We start from the raw sequence: 17,603 nt of genomic DNA on the forward strand, positions 1-17,603 counted from the left end.
GCCCCGGCCATGACTACGCCCACGACCATGACCACCTCCGATTCCGTGCATGCCACGGCGACGATCCCCGTCGAATTGTCCGCAGCGGTATCCACGTTCGACCCGGTTCCACCATCGCTGCGGACGTTGAATGCCCCTGTCGCGCCAACCTCTGACGCCACGCTGGTCGAGGCCGTCGACACCATGGCTGAGCTGTCGGGTGTCGACAGGGCCACGCTGCTGCTCCAACTGCTGACCGCGCCGTACCACAACGTCCTCGGTGTCTCGAAGGCCGTCGGCAGTGCCGTCAACGCTGTCCTCCAGGTGGCATCGCTGCCCTTCAGCGTCTTCACCTACGTACTGACCAATCGCACCAGCGAAATCCCCGATTACATCGCCAGCGTCCAGAAGAACCTCAACGGCGCCCTTCCTGGAATCTCCACCGCGATCAAGACCGAAATCCAGTACGACCTCGATCTGATCTCCCAGGTGTTCGGCCCGCAGCCGAATGTCACGTCGTCGGCGACGTCCGTCAAGACCGTTGCTGCGCAGGCAGATCCGGTGGACCAGGGCACCCTGCTCCTCCAGCTGTTGACCATTCCGTACCACAACTTCCTCGGTGTCTCGAAGGCCGTCGGTAGCGCCGCCAACGCCGTGGTGCAGCTGGCCTCTCTGCCCTTCTCGGTCTTCACCTACGTGCTGACCAACCGGACCACGGAAATCCCGGCGTACGTCGAGACTGTCCGCGCGAACCTGAAGGGTGCGCTCCCCGGCATCTCCACCGCCATCAAGAGCGAGTTGGCCTACAACAAGAGCGTCATCGACCAGATCTTCGGCGGCTCCACCGCGTCACTCGCTCTGCAGAGTCGGCACGCTCCGAACCTGCTCGCCGGCGACGGTTCGGCGGCAACCGTTCTCGACAGCCCGCACCCGTTCCTGTCACAGCTCAGCGCTGCGCACAGCGTCGCCGACCAGCCGACCGAGTCTGACACCGCGGAGGCCCCCAAGACCGTCGGCGGCAAGCACCGTGCCCCCGAGGTCGAGGAGTCGCCGGAGCCGACGGTCCACGAGGCAGCCTCGACGCCGGACACCACCTCGGACACGAAGTCAGACGCCAAGACCGACTCGGAAGCCGACTCCAAGGCTGACTCCACGACCGAGTCCAAGTCAGGCACCACGTCTGAGTCCGAGTCTGAGTCCAAGTCTGACAACAAGTCTGACGCGAAGTCTGACGCGAAGTCTGACGCGAAGTCTGACACTGAGACCGGCACCAAGCCTGACTCGAAGGCAACTCCGTCGATCGGAGGAAAGCACCGCAAGCCCGAAGCCGACGCCGCCTGACCTCACACGCGATCGGCCCCCACCGTATCCGGTGGGGGCCGATCTTCGTTGTGGGCGATGCGTCGCGAAAGTGCTCACACTGCGGCTGCGAACGTCAATTCACGGCACTGGGAGCACTTTCGCGCAGTGCTGTCAGGGCGGTGGAGGCGGTGCTGCCGGGTCGGGCAGGAACTGCACGAGCCCCGGCGGGATGTTGGTGCCAGGAGGCGGAGCGGTGCCCGGAAGCGGCTCGCCGAGCTGCTGCTGCGGCAACTGGTTGAGCAGAGCCCCGTGCAGGCGCCCGTCCGCGGCCAGGTCGTAGAAACGGCCCAGCCAGGTGCGCCCGTTGACGTCGGCGTTCTCATCCCCGGGTGCGACGTCGAACTGCTGGCCCTGCCCCGGGGCTGACGGCACCACGTTCTGCGGCAGACCGTAGGCGTTGTTGAAGGCACGCAGATTCGGCACCACACCCGGGCCTGCACCAGGCGCCGAAGGTACCGCGTTCTGCCCCAGGGCCGTCGTCCGGTCGATGCCGGGAATTGCCGGCGCACCGAGCATTCCGGGGACAGCGGGTTGTCCCGTCTGGGCGAGCATGTTCCAGCCCTCGGGACCGAGGGGCGCACCGATCACCGGGATGGTGGGTCCCGGCGGCGCAGGCGCCGGTGCGGGCGGCAGTGGCTCCGGCGGCGCCGGCGGCTGGGCATGGGCCACAGCCGCGAAGACGACGGCGGCACCGGCGGCGAGGAACGCCGCCGGTGCCTGCCGGATGACACCTGTCATACGGACTTCGTGACGCCGTAGTACGCCACGATGTCGTCGGTGTCGGTCGTCGAGCTGGTCAGCGTCGCGTAGGAGCGCAGGAACGACTGTCCCGCACAGCCATCCACCTTGATGTGGACGTCCTTGAGCGTCACGCGCGCCGGTGCAGCCTTGAACGACTTCTTGTCGACGGACACCTGGTTCACCGTGCCGGGCTTCAGGTGGATCTCGAGCGTGCCCGAGATCGGGAAGTTCACACCCGTCGGTACGAGGCCACCGGTCAGCGTCGAACCCGAGGTGCCGATACCGACCGAGCCGATCAGACGGACCTGCCCGAGCTCGATGCCGCAACCGATCTGGTAACCGGCCTCCAACACACCGCCGTTGAGCTTCGTCTTGCCGTTGCCCGTCACCGTGCCGACGAACGTTCCGCCGACGAGGTATTCGCGCGACGAGACGGCCGTCGTCAGCGGAGCGATGGGCAGCTGCGTCTCACCCGTGGCGGCGACGCTGAGCTGCCATCCGTCCGGCGACATGACCACTCCGGGAGGAGCGGATGCGACGACACCGTTGTCCGGCGGCGGTCCGGCGTCCGGCGGCGGCGCACCGTCGATCGGCGGCGGCAGTGGGGCCGGCGGAGCCGGCTGGGCGAGTGCGGTGGGTACCGCGAAGGCCGGGAGGGCGAGGCCGGCAACGGCCAGCGCGAGGAGCTTCTTCTTCATGAATACGATTGCCTCTCAGAGTCTTTCGGTCAGCGAAGTCTGTGATGACGAACGAGGGTCCGGGTGGGCCTACACCGCCTTCGTCACGCCGAGATAGGTGACGACGTCGTCGGTGTTGTCAGTCGAGCTGGTCAGCGTCGCATAGGACCGGATGAAGGACTGACCCGCGCACTGATCGGTCTTGACCCGCACACCGGTCAGCGTGATACGGGTCGAGGTCCCCTTGAAAGACTTCTTGTCGAGTGCCACCGTCGTGACCGTGCCGGGCTTGAGGTAGACCTTGCCCTGCAGGCTGAGCGAGGCGCCGAACGCCGGGTTGCCGGTGAACGGGATGCCGATGCTGGGCGTGATGCTCGCGCCGGGGTTGATCTCCGTCTCGTCGGAGATGATGCCGCAGCCGATCTGCTCACCGGCCTCCATCGACCCGCCGGCCAGAGTGGTCTTGCCCTTGCCGGTGATCTTGCCCGTGAAGGTGCCGCTCACGAGGTACTCACGCGACGAGATTGCTGTGGTCAGCGGCGCTACCGGCAACTGAGTTTCGTTGCTTCCCGAGACTTCCAGATGCCAGCCGTCGGGCGTGTCCAGGATTCCGGGCGGGCCGGACGGGACCGCGCCGTCGGGCGGCGGCGGGACAGGCGCCGCATCCGCGACGGGCTGTACACCTGGATTGGGGGGTGCCGGCTCCGCCGCGACGATCGGTGCGGCCAGGACCGGCGCCGCCAGGCAGACAGCGGCGAGCGAGACATAGCGGTTGAACATGGGTCTGACGACGCCTCTCGTGGAATGTGGACGGGTTGTATCGCCTTTGACCCGCAGAGCGTCCATGGGCCGGGTGTCCACCGGGTGAACACACGGTGTCCCGTTCAGGCCCGTTTCCTATCGAGTGCCGACCTTTGCTGTGAGTCGACTGTGAGGTTCACTGTGAGGTGGCCGCGAACCCATGAATAGACCACTGTCGGCCATTCCCACGTCGCCATTCGTTCACTTTCGACGCATTGAGTACGCATTCGCGAGCTCGAAATACGTTGCCAAGAACAATTTTCGCGCACCACCATCACGCTTCAGAATCGATCGGAGAACGAACGTGCCAACTGGGTTCTGCGCCACGCGAGCGTTTCTCGCAGGATGTGTCACAATCATCGTGAGTTTTTTGCTGGCGCCCGCCGCAGCCGCGCAACCGGCTGATACCGTCGCCGATCCGGCGGTTCCTCCGGTTCAGGTTGCCACGCCGGGAAACGACAACGCCGATCCCGCGGCGGTCGCGGCCTGTGGACAGTTCGCCGAGGTGCTGGACTCGACGGCCACCTACTACGGCGATTTCGCAGACTCCCTCGAGGCCTTCGCCGCCGTCGACTACTCCGACCCCGCTGTCGAGAGCAGCAATGTGGTGGGCCGCACTGCGTTACGGCAGGGCGCCGGAGTCGCGATGAGCGCTGCCAACACACCCGGCCTGACACCGGCGGTGGCCGAGCCGATGCGGCAGTGGTCGGTGGACGCCACCAAGCTGCTGATCAAGATGGGTCTGCGCGGCGGGCGAGACACGTTGAACAGCACCGCTGACGAGATGAACAACGACGCCATCGCCGCGCAGCAAGCATGCGCCGCCGCAGGCACTCACGCATGACCCTCGCCCGACCACGGCGCGTCGCAGCGTTGTGCGCCGGGTCCGTCTCGCTGGCGCTCGTCGCGGCAGGCTGCGGCAAGTCGCCCGCACCGCAACCTACCGCCCAGGATCTCGTTCCGGACTCCGCGCTGAGTGGAATACTGCTCAACAGCAACGACATCGATGTGATCATGAACGGCGCGCCGCTGATCGCCGACCCTGTGAACTCCGCGATGGACGACAACCGGAACATGCTGCCGAACCTGAATTGCCTGGGCATCTGGCATCCTGGCGAGACAGCGATCTACGGTAGCCCGGACACGCCGGGGTCCTGGAGTGCGGTGCGACGGCAGCTCCTACGCGCTCCCGGAAACGACCAGTGGCGCTCGTCGGTCGTCCAGTCGGTGACCTCGTACCCGACACCCGAGAGCGCGCGCGACTTCTTCGCCCAGTCAGCGGATCGGTGGGCCAAGTGCACCAACCACACGGTCAACATCACGCTCAACGATCAACGGCTACCCCGTTGGCGCAGTGGTGATCTCGACACCCAGCTCGACCGCCTACGCATACCCGTCAGTCGCGCGACCGAGACGGCCACGTCGTCCTGCGAGCGCGTCCTCTCGGCGCGCGCCAACGTGGTCATCGACGTCCTGGCCTGTGCGCCGCAGTCCTCCGACGTGCGGCAGGCGAGCGCGATCGCCGATCGCATCGCGTCGCACGTTCCGACGTCCGGCTAGTGCTGCCGCCGTCGGACAGCGCGAACGACGCCCAGGCCGACTACTACCTGGCGATGTTGACCGCCCGCTGGCAGGCTCTCGAGACCGAGATCGTGGAGCGGTGCAACGAACTGCGCAAGCTCACCCCCGCAGCGCGAAAAGCCGAGCGGGGCCGCAATATTCGTCGGATCATCAAGCGCAAGCAGGCAGAGGCGGCGTCGGTGCGAGACATGTGCGCAGCACTGGTGGCGAGGACGCACGAACGCTAGCCCAGCAGCAGACGCGCCGCCGTCTCCAACCTGCGGGCGATTTCGTCGTACGAGGCGTATCCCATACCCGCTCGCACCAGCGCTCCGGAGTACAACAGCTCGAGGGTGTCCACCACGCCGGGATCGGCATCGGCGCCGACCGCTTCGGCGAGCCGATCCCGGATGACACGGCCGATGCGCAGGCGCAGCACCTCGACATCCGGATCGCGCCCGAGTAGCGCAGTGGTGACCGCCCCCGCGAATTCCGGTTCGTCGGCGACCGGCTGCGAGATGTGCCCGAGCACCTCGATCACCCTCACCGCCGGGTCGTCGGATTGATACGCCACGCAGGGAGATTCGGCGAGGCGGCGCCAGAACACCTCGGCCACCAGATGCTCTTTGGACGAAAAGTACGTATATGCAGTCGCGGCACCTACGCCCGCCTCGGCGGCTACCCGCCGCACGGTCAGGCCGGCGAAACCCTCCCGGCCGAGCACCTTCGCTGCAGCCTGCCCGAGACGCTCCACGGTCTCGGCCTGCTTGGCCGTCAGACGCCGACGAGTCGACTCGCGGGCCGGATCGGACACATGTCCGGACGCTACTACAACGGGCAGATGCCAGCAACGGTAAGTTGGGGGTCATGACCATGCCGCCGGCTGCCACAACGCTGTTCGACCTCGCGGAACGGGTCACCGGCTTCATGCCCGTCGACGAGGGCCGAACGCTCTACGACACCGCTCTGCGCTATCTGGGTGACGGCGTCGCCGTCGAGATCGGCACGTACTGCGGCAAGTCCACCGTGATGCTCGGCGCTGCCGCACAGCAGACCGGAGGCCTTCTGTTCACGGTCGACCATCACCACGGCTCCGAGGAACACCAGGCCGGGTGGGAGTACCACGATTCGTCGCTGGTGGATCCTGTCACCGGATTGTTCGACACGTTGCCCACGCTGCGACACACGCTCGACGCGGCGAATCTCGACGAGCACGTCGTCGCGGTGGTCGGCCGCTCCCCCGTCGTGGCGCGAGGATGGCGAACACCATTGCGGCTGTTGTTCATCGACGGCGGACACACCGAGGAAGCGGCCCAGCGCGACTTCGACGGCTGGGCACGGTGGGTGGAGGTCGGTGGCGCTCTGGTGATCCACGACGTGTTCCCGAATCCGGCCGACGGTGGCCAGGCACCGTTCCACATCTACCGAAAAGCACTGGAGTGTGGCGACTTCCGCGAGGAGCTCGCAACGGGGTCGATGCGGGTGCTGGAAAGAGTCAGCGGCGAGGCCGGCACACTTGGGGGCTCTTAGCGCTCGCTGGCCGCGCACTCGCAGTCGTACTCGCCCTCCAGGCCGCGGGGCAGCTCGGTCCCGCGGAAGATGCCACAGCCGGGGGTCGTCGAGGACAAGGCGTCGGCGGCCAAGATGACGGCGGCACCCGTCCACGTCGTACGCTCCACGGGCCAGCGCTTCCCGTCGGCGTACACCAGGCCGGTCCAGTAGGACCCGTCCTCCTCACGCAGGTGGTGCATCGCCGAGAACTGTTCGAACGCCCGGCTCCGGTCCCCTATCGCATCCAGAGCCAGTACCAGCTCACACGTCTCGGCGCCGGTCACCCAGGGCTGGTCGTCGACACATCGGATGCCGAGACCGGGGACGACGAAGTCCTGCCAGCGCGCTTGGATGCGAGCGCTCGCCCGAGGTCCGCGCACCGCACCACCCAGCACGGGGTAGTACCACTCCATCGACCAGCGATCCTTGACGGTGAAACCCTCGGGATGCTCGGCGATGGCGTGACCCAGACGTCCCACCGCGACTTCCCACTCCGGCTGCGGCTCCCCGAGATAGTCGGCCAACGCCAGCGCACACCGGATGCTGTGGTGAATGCTCGAGCACCCCGTGAGCAAAGCCTCGTCCGCAACACCGGAAGGTCCCGCGGCCCAGCAGATTTCACCGGTGCTCTTCTGAAGGCTCAGGACGAAGTCGATGGCTTTGGACACCACCGGCCACATCTGTTCGGCGAATGCCCGGTCGCCGGTGACGAGGACGTGATGCCAGACGCCGGTGGCGATGTAGGCGCAGAAATTGCTGTCGCTGTTGGCATCTTCGACGACGCCGTCGCGCAGCTGGATCGGCCACGTACCGTCGGCGCGCTGCGTCGTCCGCGACCATTCGAACGCCGCACGCGCGCTGTCCAGTAGCCCCGCCACGGTCAGCGCCATCGCGTTCTCGATGTGATCCCACGGATCGGTGTGCCCACCCACCGACCAGGGAATCGCACCCGAGGACTCCTGCGTCGCGGCAATGGATTCCGCGGTCTGCAGGCATTGCTCGGCAGTGAAAACGCCTGGTACGTGTGGGATGTCGGCCATCAGATGGGCTTGGTGAAATAGAGGGCGACGCTCTTGCCGATGACCGGATTGAGCACCGCCTCCGCGGTTCTGGTCAGCCACGGCCGACTCATCATGTCCCACACCAGCATCTTGTGATAGGCGCTCACCGCAGGATGATCGTCACGCTCTGTGCCCACAGCGCACTTGAGCCACCAGTAGGGCGAGTGCAGCGCGTGAGCGTGGTGCGTGTGCTTCAACGTCAGACCGTGGGCGAGCACTTTGTCTCGCAGTTCATCGGCCCGATAGATGCGGATGTGGCCGCCCTCGTTGGCGTGGTAGGAGTCCGACAGCGCCCAGCAGACCCGTTCGGGCAGCCATCGGGGAACCGTGATCGCCAGGGCCCCACCGGGTTTGAGCACGCGGACGAGTTCAGCGATGGCGCGGTTGTCCTCGGGGACGTGTTCGAGGATCTCCGAGGCGATCACGCAGTCGAAGGTGGCATCCGGGTACGGCAGATCGAGTGCATCACCCTTGACGGCCTCGCCTCTGGCCGACGCCGGGGCCTCGCCCTGCTCCTTCATCGCCTGCAGGATCTCGTCGACGTCGTTGAGATCGGCGGCGTTCTGGTCGAATCCGATGACGTCGGCGCCCCGGCGAAAGGCCTCGAACGTGTGCCGGCCGGCACCACAGCCGACGTCGATCACCTTGGTTCCCGCACCCACACCGAGTCGGTCGAAGTCAACGGTCAGCATGCAGCGACCCTTTCACGAGCTTGTTCGTATACCGCAACCGTCTGTGCGGCAACCGATTCCCAACTGAACACCTCGAGGGCACGACGCCGGCCGTTGGCGCCGAGCCGACGCAGTTCGAGCGGCGAATCGAGCAGCTCACCGAGTACGGACGTCAACTCGTCGACATCGGCCGGGGTCACCAGCCGTGCGCATTCGCCGTCGGGGCCGACCACCTCGGGCAGTGCGCCCGCCCGGCTGGCGACGATCGGAGTGCCGCTGGCCATCGCCTCGACAGCCGGCAGCGAGAAGCCCTCGTACAGCGAGGGAATGCACGCCACCTCGGCCGAAGCGAGCAGATCGGCGAGTTCGGTGTCGGACAGCCCGCTCGAGCTGTGCACGATGTCGGAGATGCCGAGTTCGGCGATCAGCTTCTCGGTGGGCCCGTTGGGTTCGAGTTTCGCGACCAACTGCAGCTCGAGATCCCGCTCCACGCGCAGCCGCGCGATCGCATGCAGAAGGTGGCTGACGCCCTTGAGCGGTACGTCGGCGCTGGCGATCGCGATGATCCGGTTACGCACCCGATGCTCGGCCGGACCGAACAGCTCGGTGTCGACACCGAGGGGCACGACGTGCAACTGGCGTGGGTCGACCGCGAAGTCCTCGGCGATGTCCGTCGCCGATGTCGACGACACGGTCACGAGCTCGGGGATGCGGCGGGCGACGGCCTTCTGCATCTCGGCGAACGCATACCAGCGCCGAACCAGCGGCTTGCGCCACCACGGCGCGGCGGCCACCTCGACGACACGGTCGCGCGTGATCGGGTGGTGCACGGTCGCAACCACGGGCATGCCCAACGCGGCGATGTCCAGCAGTCCCGTCCCCAGACACTGGTTGTCGTGCACGACGTCGAAGTCGTCGAGCCGGTCGGCGAGCAGCCGCGCCGCCCGCTTGCTGAACGTCTTCGGCTCCGGGAAGCCCGCCGTCCAGGTGGTCAGCAGTTCCTCGAGGTCGATGCTGGTCTTGATCTCACTGGGCCGTGGCACGCGGAAGGGATCCGGCTCGCGGTACAGATCGAGGCTGGGCACCTTGGTGAGGCGCACCCGCGGATCCAGGCCCTCGGGATACGGCTGGCCGGAGAACAGCTCGACGTCGTGACCGAGCTCGACCAGTCCGCGGCTGAGGTGGCGCACATAGACGCCCTGCCCGCCACAATGTGTCTTGCTCCGGTAGGACAGCAAGGCGATACGCATCGTCAGCTCACCTATCCTGCGGGACGCATATGAACGAGAGTCCAGCGCGAGAAGCCGCTCCGAGCTGGTCGAATCATGTGGCGCAAGAAATCCGAACCCCTCCTGGACATGTGTCCAGACTATAGTTTGACGTGCTAGCTGATGCAACGCGTCTGCTAGCTCTGACTACCACAATCGGCGCCGCCCGTCCTGCGCGCCCTGTCGATCACGACGGCGGGAAGCCGCCCGTGGCCACCGGACCCCACCGCTGCGGAGTGACGCGGATCAGGCACTTCCCCTGGTCCACCATCGCCTGCCGATACTCGTCCCAGTCAGGATGTTCGCCGGCCACCGCGCGGAAGTAGTCCACCAGGGCCTCGACCGCCTCCGGCAGTTCGATCACCTCAGCCGGACCGTCCACCTGCACGTAGGCGCCGTTGAACTCGTCGCTGAGGACGAGGACGCTGGCGCGTGGGTCCCGCCGGATGTTCGCCGCTTTGGCCCGCTGCGGGTAACTGGCCACCACGATGCGTCCGTGCTCGTCGAGGCCGCCGGTCACCGGGGAGGTCTGCAGCGACCCGTCGGCGCGGAACGTGGTGAGCACCATCTGGTGGCGTGGGCGGATGAAGTCGTGCAGTTCGTCGGCGGCGACGGCCTCGGCGGTCGCATACTTTCGGGCCATCACCCGAGCGTATTCGACATGTCGGTGGCCTCGCCTACCGTGTCGAACATGAGTTCGAATGATGTGTTCGCCGCCCTCGACGCCCTCGATACCGCCTACCGCGCTCTGGACGATCTGCCGTTGCACGAGCTCCGCCCCACCGATCTGCGCGCGCTGGTGGTGCGGCTGGAGGAAATGGACAAGCATGTCGGCGCGTTCCAACGCCGGCTCATCCGCCGGCTGGTGAGCGCGCCGCCTCCGGCCGAGTTCGCCGGCGCCTCGTGGGCGCAGGTGCTGGCCCGTCGATTGCGCATCTCGGTCGGCGAGGCGCAGCGCCGCATCGTCGAGGCCGGCGGGCCGCCACAGGCGATGTCCGCGTGACGGGCGGATCAGTGGCCGGTGGATTTCGGCGCGGCCGTGGGTACCCGCCCAGCCGAGACGCTGGGAAAAGCGCTGGGAAAAGGCGGTGGTGCGCATGTCTGGGTTGACCGAGGAGCCGAGGACCGAGCTGAGGTCTGAGCCGACGCAGGAGGGGGTGCGGCGATGAGTTTCGACATCACCCCGACCGCGGCCCAACACGACTTGGCGCGCCGGACCCACGAATTCGCCGAAGAGGTGGTTCGGCCCGTCGCCGCCGAATACGACCAACGCCAAGAATTCCCCTGGCCCGTCCTCGAGGAAGCCGCGCAGAGGGGTTTCTACAGCCCCCTGTTCTACCGGGATCTGATCGGCGACCCGACCGGCCTGTCCCTGCCGATGTTCATGGAGGAGCTGTTCTGGGGATGCGCCGGCATCGGCCTGGCCGTGGTGATGCCCGCGCTGGCCCTGTCGGCGATCGGGCAGGCCGCCTCCCCCGAACAGATGCTCCAGTGGGCGCCGGAATGCTTCGGCACACCCGGCGATCTCAAGCTCGCGGCGCTGGCCATCTCCGAACCCGAGGGTGGCAGCGATGTGCGCAATCTGCGGACCACGGCCCGGCGCGACGGGGACAGCCCGGATGCCGATTGGATCATCGACGGCCACAAGATGTGGATCGGCAACGGCGGCATCGCCAATGTGCACGTCGTCAACGCGGTCGTCGACCAGGAGCTGGGCCACAAGGGGCAGGCGCTGTTCATCGTCCCGGGTGGCACCCCGGGCCTGGAGATGGTCCGCAAGCTCGACAAGCTCGGCTGCCGCGCCTCTCACACCGCCGAACTGAAGTTCAACAGCGTGCGCGTACCGGCCGAGAACCTGCTGGGTGGCCAGGAGAAGCTGGAGCACAAACTGGCGCGGGCGCGCGAGGCGGTCGAAGGCGCCAAGCATTCGGGCTCCGCCACGTTGGGCACCTTCGAGCAGACCCGGCCGATGGTCGCCGCGCAGGCGCTCGGAATCACAAGGGCCGCACTGGAATACGTGACCGAGTACGCCAATAGGCGAGAAGCGTTCGGCGCGCCCATCATCGACAACCAGGGCATCGCGTTCCCGCTGGCCGACCTGGCCACCGGGCTGGATGCCGCCCGGCTGCTGACGTGGCGAGCATCGTGGATGGCCGCCACCGGTGTGCCCTTCGAGCGCGGCGAAGGCTCCATGTCGAAGCTGGCGGCCAGTGAGCTGGCGGTGCGCACCACCGAGCGGGCGATCCAGACGATGGGCGGCTGGGGCTACATCAAGGACCACCCGGTGGAGAAGTGGTACCGAGACGCCAAGCTGTACACGATCTTCGAGGGCACCAGCGAGATCCAGCGCATCGTCATCTCGAACGCGCTGGGCGCAGGGGACGGCAGGCCGCCACTGCATGTCGACCTCGAGCCCAGTGGCGGCCCGCTGAATCGCATGTTCGGCCGGGGTACGCCGGCGCGCACGCAAGCCGGAAACACCGCGTTGGCGATGAAGGACCGCGTGCCGGGGCCGGTGATGAACGCTGCCATGAAGGTGCTGCGACCCCCGAAGAAGTGACGCGACGCCGGGGGCAGGCGCCTCCGCTAGCGATTGCTAGCAACCGCTAGCGGAGGCTGCGGGTGGGCCGCCGGACGCGGTGTATCACCTGGCGGCCGGTAGCTGTCGAGCCCTCACACGCTGAGCCGATGACGATGACGCGACGGTGACTGCAGCTCACATAAGCCGCGATAGAGCCCTATATCAGCCCCGAGTCCACTACTGTGCACGGTCTCCGCGACGCCCCGGACACAGAAACGTGTCGGTCCAGGAAAAAACCCGATACCCCTGGTTTCACCTGAGATGCTTCTGGCAACATTACCGCCCAGTAGGGACCTTATCGGCACGGTGAACAGGAATGACGATGACGCATTCTCGACCGGACATCGCGGTGCTCGCCCAGGGCAGCGAAGGTGGCGGCGCGGAACTCAGCCAGGTTTTCGGCCTGTCTGCAGTGGCACTCGCAGTCACCGCAGTGCTGCTGTGGATCGGATACCTGCACCGCCAGCACAAGATCTCCTGGCTGAACAATTTCGCCGAATGGTTGGGCCGCAAGTTCCACCGGCCGGCGTGGGTGGCGCTTCCGGTCGCGATCTTCGTCAGCGCGATCATCTGCGCGCTGTTCGGCTTCATCTGGGATGTCAGCCTGCACATCGGTAAGGGCCGCGACCCCGGTCCGCTGGCCAACCCGGCGCACTACTTCATCATCATCGGCCTGTTCTTCGTCTTCATCGCGGGATGCACCGCGATCGTCCTGCCGTTCGACAAGCCGGGCCCGGCCGCGGTGCGGATCACCGACAAGTGGTACGCGCCCGTCGGCGGAATCGTGATGGCCGGCTGCGGTATGTACGCGCTGATCGGCTTCCCGCTCGACGACGTGTGGCACCGCATCTTCGGTCAGGACGTCACGCTGTGGGGACCCACACATCTGATGATGATCGGCGGCGCCGGCTTCTCCACGATCGCCGCGGCCTACCTCGAAGTCGAAGGCAAGCGGGCCGTGGGCGCCGATGCCCCACGCGACGGCATCGGCTTGAAGTTCATCCAGTATCTGGCTTTCGCCGGCGTCCTGATCGGCCTGTCGGTGTACCAGATCGAGTTCGACTTCGGCGTGCCGCAGTTCCGGCAGGTCTTCCAGCCGATGCTGATCGCCGCCGCGGCGTCGGTCGCCCTGGTCGCGGCCCGCATCTTCCTCGGTCGCGGGGCGGCGATCATCGCCGCTGTCGTGGCCATCGGCCTGCGCGGGATCATCGCGTTCATGGTCGCGCCCCTGCTGGACGCGCCGGTCAACTGGTTCCCGCTCTACCTGGGCCCGGCCCTGGTCGTGGAGTTGGTGGCGCTGACCCCGCTGCTCAAGAAACCCGTGCTGTTCGGAATGGTCAGCGGCCTCGGTATCGCGACGGTCGGGCTGTGGCTGGAGTCGCTGTGGATCGACGCGATCTACCCGTACCCCTGGCCGAGCAGCATCTGGCCCGAGGCGCTGGCGATGGCCGTCCCCGTCGCGATCCTGGCGGGCGGCTGTGGCGGAATGATCGGCATGGTCCTCACCGGTCGCAAGCTGCCCGGCCGGGCGATCTCCGTGGGGCTGGTCGTGCTGACAGTGCTCGCGATCGGCGGCGCGACGGCGAACGGCCTGCGCTACTCCGTGCCGCAGAACGAGACCGCGACCTTCGCGCTCACCGAGACCCAGGGCCCCGGACCCGGCCGGTTCGTCACCGCCGACGTCCGCTTCACCCCGCCGGATGCGATCAGCGACGACCCCAACTGGGTGTCGGTCCTCGCCTGGCAGGGCGGGCTGTCCAACGAACGCGGGCAGTTCATCGATCACCTGGACAGGGTCGGCCCCGGCCACTACGTCTCGACCAAGCCCATGCCGGTCTCGGGACAGTGGAAGACGCTGCTGCGTGTCCACGACGGTACGACGCTGACCGCGGTACCGATCTATCTGGCGGGTGATCCCGGTATCGGTGCCAAGGAGGTGCCGGCCGAGGCACAGTTCACCCGCCCGTTCGTCTCGGAGATCACCATCCTGCAGCGGGAGCGCAGCCCGGACATCCCGGCGTCGCTGTGGATCATCGGCTGCCTCATCGTGCTGGTCTGCACGCTGGCGATGATCGCGGGCATCAGCTGGGGCGGTGGCCGCATCAACAACAACGAGCCGACCGGCAGCGAGAACGAACTGCAGCCGTCTGCGCAGGCATGACGTCTGCGACTGAGGTGGTGATCCTCGCGGATCACTCGATCTGGTTGGCGCTGCCCGCATTCGCTCCGGCGTTCGTGGTGGCGGGCGTGGTGTTCTACATCGCCAGGAAGAACCGCAGAAACTCTGACGAGACAGGGGAACCGTGACCAGACTTCTCGCTCTGACCGCCGCGGCGGCTCTGCTGATCGCCGGCTGCGGGGGCAACAAGAGCGACGACGCGGGCACCGGGAGTTCCACACCTGGCGCGGCCGCACCCACGCAGTTGACCGACGCCCAAACGGCGCCGGACCGGTTGGTGCTGAAGGTGACCATCAAGGGCGGCACCGTCACGCCGACCAACGAGCAACTCCAGGCAAAGGTCAAGCAGCCGATCGTGATTCAAGTCGACAGTGATGCCGCCGACGAGTTGCACGTGCATTCCACCCCCGAGCATTCGTTCCCGATCGCCGTCGGTCCCGGCCAGTCGTTCCAGTTCTCCGTCGACATGCCCGGCCGCGTCGACGTGGAATTGCACGAGCTGAACAAGACCATCGCGACCATCGCCGTGCAGTGACGACCACCGTGCTCGCCCACGGGCTGGGCGGCTCGACCGATCTGCCGATCCCGTTCACCTATGCGCTGATCGGTGCGGCCTGGGCGTTGACGTTCACGTTCGCTGTTGTCGCATTGGCATGGCGGAAGCCGAAATTCGATACGGCGCGGCCGGGCCGGGCGCTGCCCGCGGCGGTGACGCGGATCGTCGATGCGACGGCGACCCGCTGGGTCCTCACGGCGCTGACGCTGGTGCTCACGGCGTGGGTGGCGATGGCGGCCTTCTTCGGACCACAGAACTCGGACAATGCGCTGCCCGGTGTCTTCTACGTGCTGCTGTGGGTCGGGCTCGTCGCGCTGTCGCTGGTGTTCGGCCCGGTGTGGCGAGTGATCTCGCCGGTGCGTGCGCTGCACCGCATCACCGGACGCCCCTCTGTGGGGCGCAGCTATCCGGACCGGTTGGGGTACTGGCCGGCCGCGGCGGGATTGTTCGCGTTCGTCTGGCTCGAGCTGGCCAGCCCGGACCCAGGTTCCCTGCCCGCGATCCGCACCTGGCTACTCATCTATCTGGGCATCACTCTCGTGGGCACACTGTGGTGCGGCACCCGGTGGTGTGCCCGCGCCGATCCGTTCGAGGTCTACAGCGTCGTCGCGTCCCGGCTCTCCCCGATGCGCCGCAACGCCGACGGTCGTATCGCGATCGGCAACCCGTTCGACCACCTGGGGACACTGCCGGTGCGTCCCGGGATCGTCGCCGTATTGTCGGTGCTGCTCGGCTCGACCGCATTCGACAGCTTCTCGGCCACCCCGTCGTTCCGCAATTTCAGCGACCGGGTCACCGACTCCGCGGTGACGGCGAGCCTGCTGCGCACCGCGGGTCTCCTGCTGTTCGCCGTCGTGGTTGCGGTGTCTTTCACGCTGGCGGCCCGCTGCACGGGGGGCGTGGACGCGCAGCAGCGGCGCGAGCTGCCCGGCAAGATGGCTCACTCGCTGATCCCGATCGTCATCGGCTACGTGTTCGCCCACTACCTCACCTACCTGGTCGAACGCGGACAGGAGGCGATCATCCGGCTGGCGGACCCTCTCGGACACGGCTGGAACGTGCTGGGCCTGGCCGACAACGAGGTCAGCTACGTGCTCTCCATGCATCCCGCAGTGGGCGCCACGTTGAAGGTCGGCTTCGTCGTGGCCGGCCACATCGCCGGAGTGATCGCGGCCCATGACCGCTCTTTGGCGTTGCTGCCCCGGGCGCACCAGGTCACCGGCCAGCTGGCGATGATGCTGGTGATGGTCGGGTACACCTTCATGGGTTTGTATTTGCTGTTCGGTGGCTGACCGGGCATCGCGTCGACGGCACCGGCGCTAATCTTCTCGGTGTGCCCGACGAGGAAATCCAGCACGTCGGCTGGTTCACGTTCCACTTCGACGATGAGCGCTGGGCGTGGTCAGACGCGGTGCAGATCATGCACGGCTATGAGCCCGGCACGGTGACTCCGACCACCGAACTCGTGCTCTCCCACAAGCACCCCGACGATCGTCCGGCGGTCGCCGCCACGCTGCACGAGATGCGCCGCGCCCATCGCCCGTTCTCCACGCGGCACCGCATCATCGACACAGGCGGCGACGTCCACGACGTCGTCGTGGTGGGCGACCGGATGACCGACGAGCAGGGTCATGTGATCGGGACGCACGGCTTCTACATCGACGTCACCCCCGCCAGGACGATGACCCAGGAGATGGTCACCGCCGCGTTGAGCGAGATCGCCGAGAACCGCGCGGTGATCGAACAGGTGAAGGGCATGCTGATGCTCATCTACCGGGTGGACGGCGACGCCGCGTTCGAACTGTTGCGTTGGCGCTCTCAAGAGTCGAACGTCAAACTGCGGGCGCTCGCCGAACAACTGCTCGCCGACTACCGGCAACTCGACTATCAGGACACGCTGCCCACCCGCGAGACGTTCGACCACCTGCTCCTGACCGCCCATCAGCGGGTGGGAGGCATCGCGGATACCGTGAAGCCATGACAGGTCGGACAGCGAAGAAAGCGCTCATCATCGTCGACGTGCAGAACGACTTCTGCGAGGGCGGATCGCTGGCCGTCGAGGGCGGGGCCGCCGTCGCGCGTGCCACCTCCGCGCTGCTGTCCGGTGCGCATGGCTACGACCACGTGGTGGCGACCAAGGACTTCCACATCGATCCGGGCGAGCACTTCTCCGACCATCCGGACTTCGTCACGTCCTGGCCGCGGCACTGCGTCGTCGGCACCGACGGCGCGGAATTCCATCCCGACCTCGACGTCACACCGGTGGAGGCGGTGTTCCACAAAGGCCGGTACTCGGCCGCGTACAGCGGCTTCGAGGGCGTGGACGACGACGGCACCTCGCTGGCCGACTGGCTGCGCCAACGCGACGTCGACACCGTCGACGTCGTCGGTATCGCCACCGACTACTGCGTCAAGGCGACCGCCGCCGACGCGGCCGCACACGGGCTCGCGACCCGTGTCCTGCTCGATCTGACCGCCGGCGTCGCGCCCGTGACGACCCAGGACGCCGTCAGCGCACTACGCGCGGCCGGCGTCACCGTCAATTGACGTCCTTGTGACATAACGGACGGTTGCAGTGCCCTCGTTGTGGGCATCCGCTACCGCTACCAGCCGATC

General features: G+C 67.0%; 21 protein-coding genes. 13 read left to right on the forward strand and 8 right to left on the reverse strand.

What is annotated here, in order from left to right; genetic code table 11:
* The first annotated feature begins 27 nt into the window (after positions 1-27).
* Positions 28-1,320 carry a hypothetical protein gene (locus ACZ50N_RS25560; protein ID WP_464474099.1) on the forward strand — a complete coding sequence of 431 codons (1,293 nt, stop codon included), beginning with the start codon at positions 28-30 and terminating at the stop codon, positions 1,318-1,320.
* A 132-nt stretch (positions 1,321-1,452) separates the two neighbouring features.
* On the opposite strand, the gene ACZ50N_RS25565 is transcribed toward ACZ50N_RS25560, so the two are convergent.
* The 3 genes from ACZ50N_RS25565 to ACZ50N_RS25575 form a co-directional block, all read right to left on the reverse strand.
* Complete coding sequence (locus tag ACZ50N_RS25565) at positions 1,453-2,079, reverse strand: hypothetical protein (RefSeq protein WP_048423058.1); 627 nt, start codon at positions 2,077-2,079, stop codon at positions 1,453-1,455.
* Positions 2,076-2,780, reverse strand: a complete 705-nt coding sequence (locus ACZ50N_RS25570; protein WP_046365460.1) for an MspA family porin — start codon at positions 2,778-2,780, stop codon at positions 2,076-2,078. Before ACZ50N_RS25570 ends, ACZ50N_RS25565 begins: the two co-directional genes overlap by 4 nt.
* Positions 2,781-2,849: 69 nt before the next feature.
* The gene (locus ACZ50N_RS25575; protein ID WP_046365461.1) at positions 2,850-3,539 is read right to left on the reverse strand and encodes an MspA family porin; all 690 of its coding nucleotides are present in this window, start codon (positions 3,537-3,539) and stop codon (positions 2,850-2,852) included.
* Between the two features lie 382 nt (positions 3,540-3,921).
* Between ACZ50N_RS25575 and ACZ50N_RS25580 the strand changes: the two genes are divergently transcribed.
* From ACZ50N_RS25580 to ACZ50N_RS25590, 3 genes are read left to right on the forward strand one after another with little or no spacing between them, the layout of a single operon-like run.
* On the forward strand, positions 3,922-4,404 hold the full coding sequence (locus ACZ50N_RS25580) for an Rv2240c family protein (protein ID WP_318257935.1): 483 nt from the start codon (positions 3,922-3,924) through the stop codon (positions 4,402-4,404).
* Positions 4,401-5,120, forward strand: a complete 720-nt coding sequence (locus ACZ50N_RS25585; protein ID WP_464474100.1) for a sensor domain-containing protein — start codon at positions 4,401-4,403, stop codon at positions 5,118-5,120. Before ACZ50N_RS25580 ends, ACZ50N_RS25585 begins: the two co-directional genes overlap by 4 nt.
* Positions 5,120-5,368: a hypothetical protein gene (locus ACZ50N_RS25590; RefSeq protein ID WP_046365463.1), complete on the forward strand. Its 249-nt coding sequence runs from the start codon at positions 5,120-5,122 to the stop codon at positions 5,366-5,368. The genes ACZ50N_RS25585 and ACZ50N_RS25590 overlap by 1 nt, the downstream gene beginning before the upstream one ends.
* On the opposite strand, the gene ACZ50N_RS25595 is transcribed toward ACZ50N_RS25590, so the two are convergent.
* The gene (locus tag ACZ50N_RS25595) at positions 5,365-5,934 is read right to left on the reverse strand and encodes a TetR family transcriptional regulator (RefSeq protein ID WP_046365464.1); all 570 of its coding nucleotides are present in this window, start codon (positions 5,932-5,934) and stop codon (positions 5,365-5,367) included. The genes ACZ50N_RS25590 and ACZ50N_RS25595 overlap by 4 nt on opposite strands.
* A gap of 53 nt (positions 5,935-5,987) precedes the next feature.
* Between ACZ50N_RS25595 and ACZ50N_RS25600 the strand changes: the two genes are divergently transcribed.
* The gene (locus ACZ50N_RS25600) at positions 5,988-6,650 is read left to right on the forward strand and encodes a class I SAM-dependent methyltransferase (RefSeq protein ID WP_133412532.1); all 663 of its coding nucleotides are present in this window, start codon (positions 5,988-5,990) and stop codon (positions 6,648-6,650) included.
* Here ACZ50N_RS25600 and ACZ50N_RS25605 read toward each other — a convergent pair.
* The 4 genes from ACZ50N_RS25605 to ACZ50N_RS25620 all read right to left on the reverse strand — a co-directional run bounded on the left by ACZ50N_RS25605 (position 6,647) and on the right by ACZ50N_RS25620 (position 10,314).
* Complete coding sequence (locus ACZ50N_RS25605) at positions 6,647-7,711, reverse strand: MMP endo-(1,4)-3-O-methyl-alpha-D-mannosidase (protein ID WP_464474101.1); 1,065 nt, start codon at positions 7,709-7,711, stop codon at positions 6,647-6,649. The genes ACZ50N_RS25600 and ACZ50N_RS25605 overlap by 4 nt on opposite strands.
* The gene (locus ACZ50N_RS25610; RefSeq protein WP_046365467.1) at positions 7,711-8,424 is read right to left on the reverse strand and encodes a class I SAM-dependent methyltransferase; all 714 of its coding nucleotides are present in this window, start codon (positions 8,422-8,424) and stop codon (positions 7,711-7,713) included. Before ACZ50N_RS25610 ends, ACZ50N_RS25605 begins: the two co-directional genes overlap by 1 nt.
* Positions 8,418-9,653, reverse strand: coding sequence for an MMP alpha-(1->4)-mannosyltransferase (locus ACZ50N_RS25615; RefSeq protein WP_046365468.1), 1,236 nt, complete (start codon positions 9,651-9,653; stop codon positions 8,418-8,420). The genes ACZ50N_RS25610 and ACZ50N_RS25615 overlap by 7 nt, the downstream gene beginning before the upstream one ends.
* Positions 9,654-9,858: 205 nt before the next feature.
* Positions 9,859-10,314, reverse strand: coding sequence for a PPOX class F420-dependent oxidoreductase (locus ACZ50N_RS25620; RefSeq protein ID WP_133412535.1), 456 nt, complete (start codon positions 10,312-10,314; stop codon positions 9,859-9,861).
* Between the two features lie 48 nt (positions 10,315-10,362).
* On the opposite strand from ACZ50N_RS25620, the gene ACZ50N_RS25625 reads away from it, so the two are divergent.
* From ACZ50N_RS25625 to ACZ50N_RS25660, 8 genes are all read left to right on the forward strand, one after another.
* Complete coding sequence (locus tag ACZ50N_RS25625) at positions 10,363-10,674, forward strand: DUF222 domain-containing protein (protein WP_046365478.1); 312 nt, start codon at positions 10,363-10,365, stop codon at positions 10,672-10,674.
* Between the two features lie 162 nt (positions 10,675-10,836).
* The gene (locus ACZ50N_RS25630; protein WP_046365470.1) at positions 10,837-12,231 is read left to right on the forward strand and encodes an acyl-CoA dehydrogenase family protein; all 1,395 of its coding nucleotides are present in this window, start codon (positions 10,837-10,839) and stop codon (positions 12,229-12,231) included.
* Between the two features lie 337 nt (positions 12,232-12,568).
* The gene (locus tag ACZ50N_RS25635; RefSeq protein WP_464474102.1) at positions 12,569-14,413 is read left to right on the forward strand and encodes a hypothetical protein; all 1,845 of its coding nucleotides are present in this window, start codon (positions 12,569-12,571) and stop codon (positions 14,411-14,413) included.
* Positions 14,410-14,559 carry a hypothetical protein gene (locus tag ACZ50N_RS25640; RefSeq protein ID WP_162938443.1) on the forward strand — a complete coding sequence of 50 codons (150 nt, stop codon included), beginning with the start codon at positions 14,410-14,412 and terminating at the stop codon, positions 14,557-14,559. The genes ACZ50N_RS25635 and ACZ50N_RS25640 overlap by 4 nt, the downstream gene beginning before the upstream one ends.
* Positions 14,556-14,966 (forward strand): hypothetical protein, encoded by a 411-nt coding sequence (locus tag ACZ50N_RS25645; RefSeq protein WP_046365471.1) that lies wholly within the window; start codon positions 14,556-14,558, stop codon positions 14,964-14,966. The genes ACZ50N_RS25640 and ACZ50N_RS25645 overlap by 4 nt, the downstream gene beginning before the upstream one ends.
* A complete protein-coding gene (locus ACZ50N_RS25650; protein ID WP_464474103.1) occupies positions 14,963-16,279 on the forward strand; it encodes a hypothetical protein in 1,317 nt (438 codons plus the stop codon). Before ACZ50N_RS25645 ends, ACZ50N_RS25650 begins: the two co-directional genes overlap by 4 nt.
* 41 nt (positions 16,280-16,320) lie before the next feature.
* Positions 16,321-16,968, forward strand: a complete 648-nt coding sequence (locus ACZ50N_RS25655) for a PAS and ANTAR domain-containing protein (protein WP_046365473.1) — start codon at positions 16,321-16,323, stop codon at positions 16,966-16,968.
* Complete coding sequence (locus ACZ50N_RS25660) at positions 16,965-17,534, forward strand: isochorismatase family protein (protein WP_464474104.1); 570 nt, start codon at positions 16,965-16,967, stop codon at positions 17,532-17,534. Before ACZ50N_RS25655 ends, ACZ50N_RS25660 begins: the two co-directional genes overlap by 4 nt.
* Positions 17,535-17,603 lie beyond the last annotated feature (69 nt).

This window comes from Mycolicibacterium obuense (assembly GCF_055397605.1).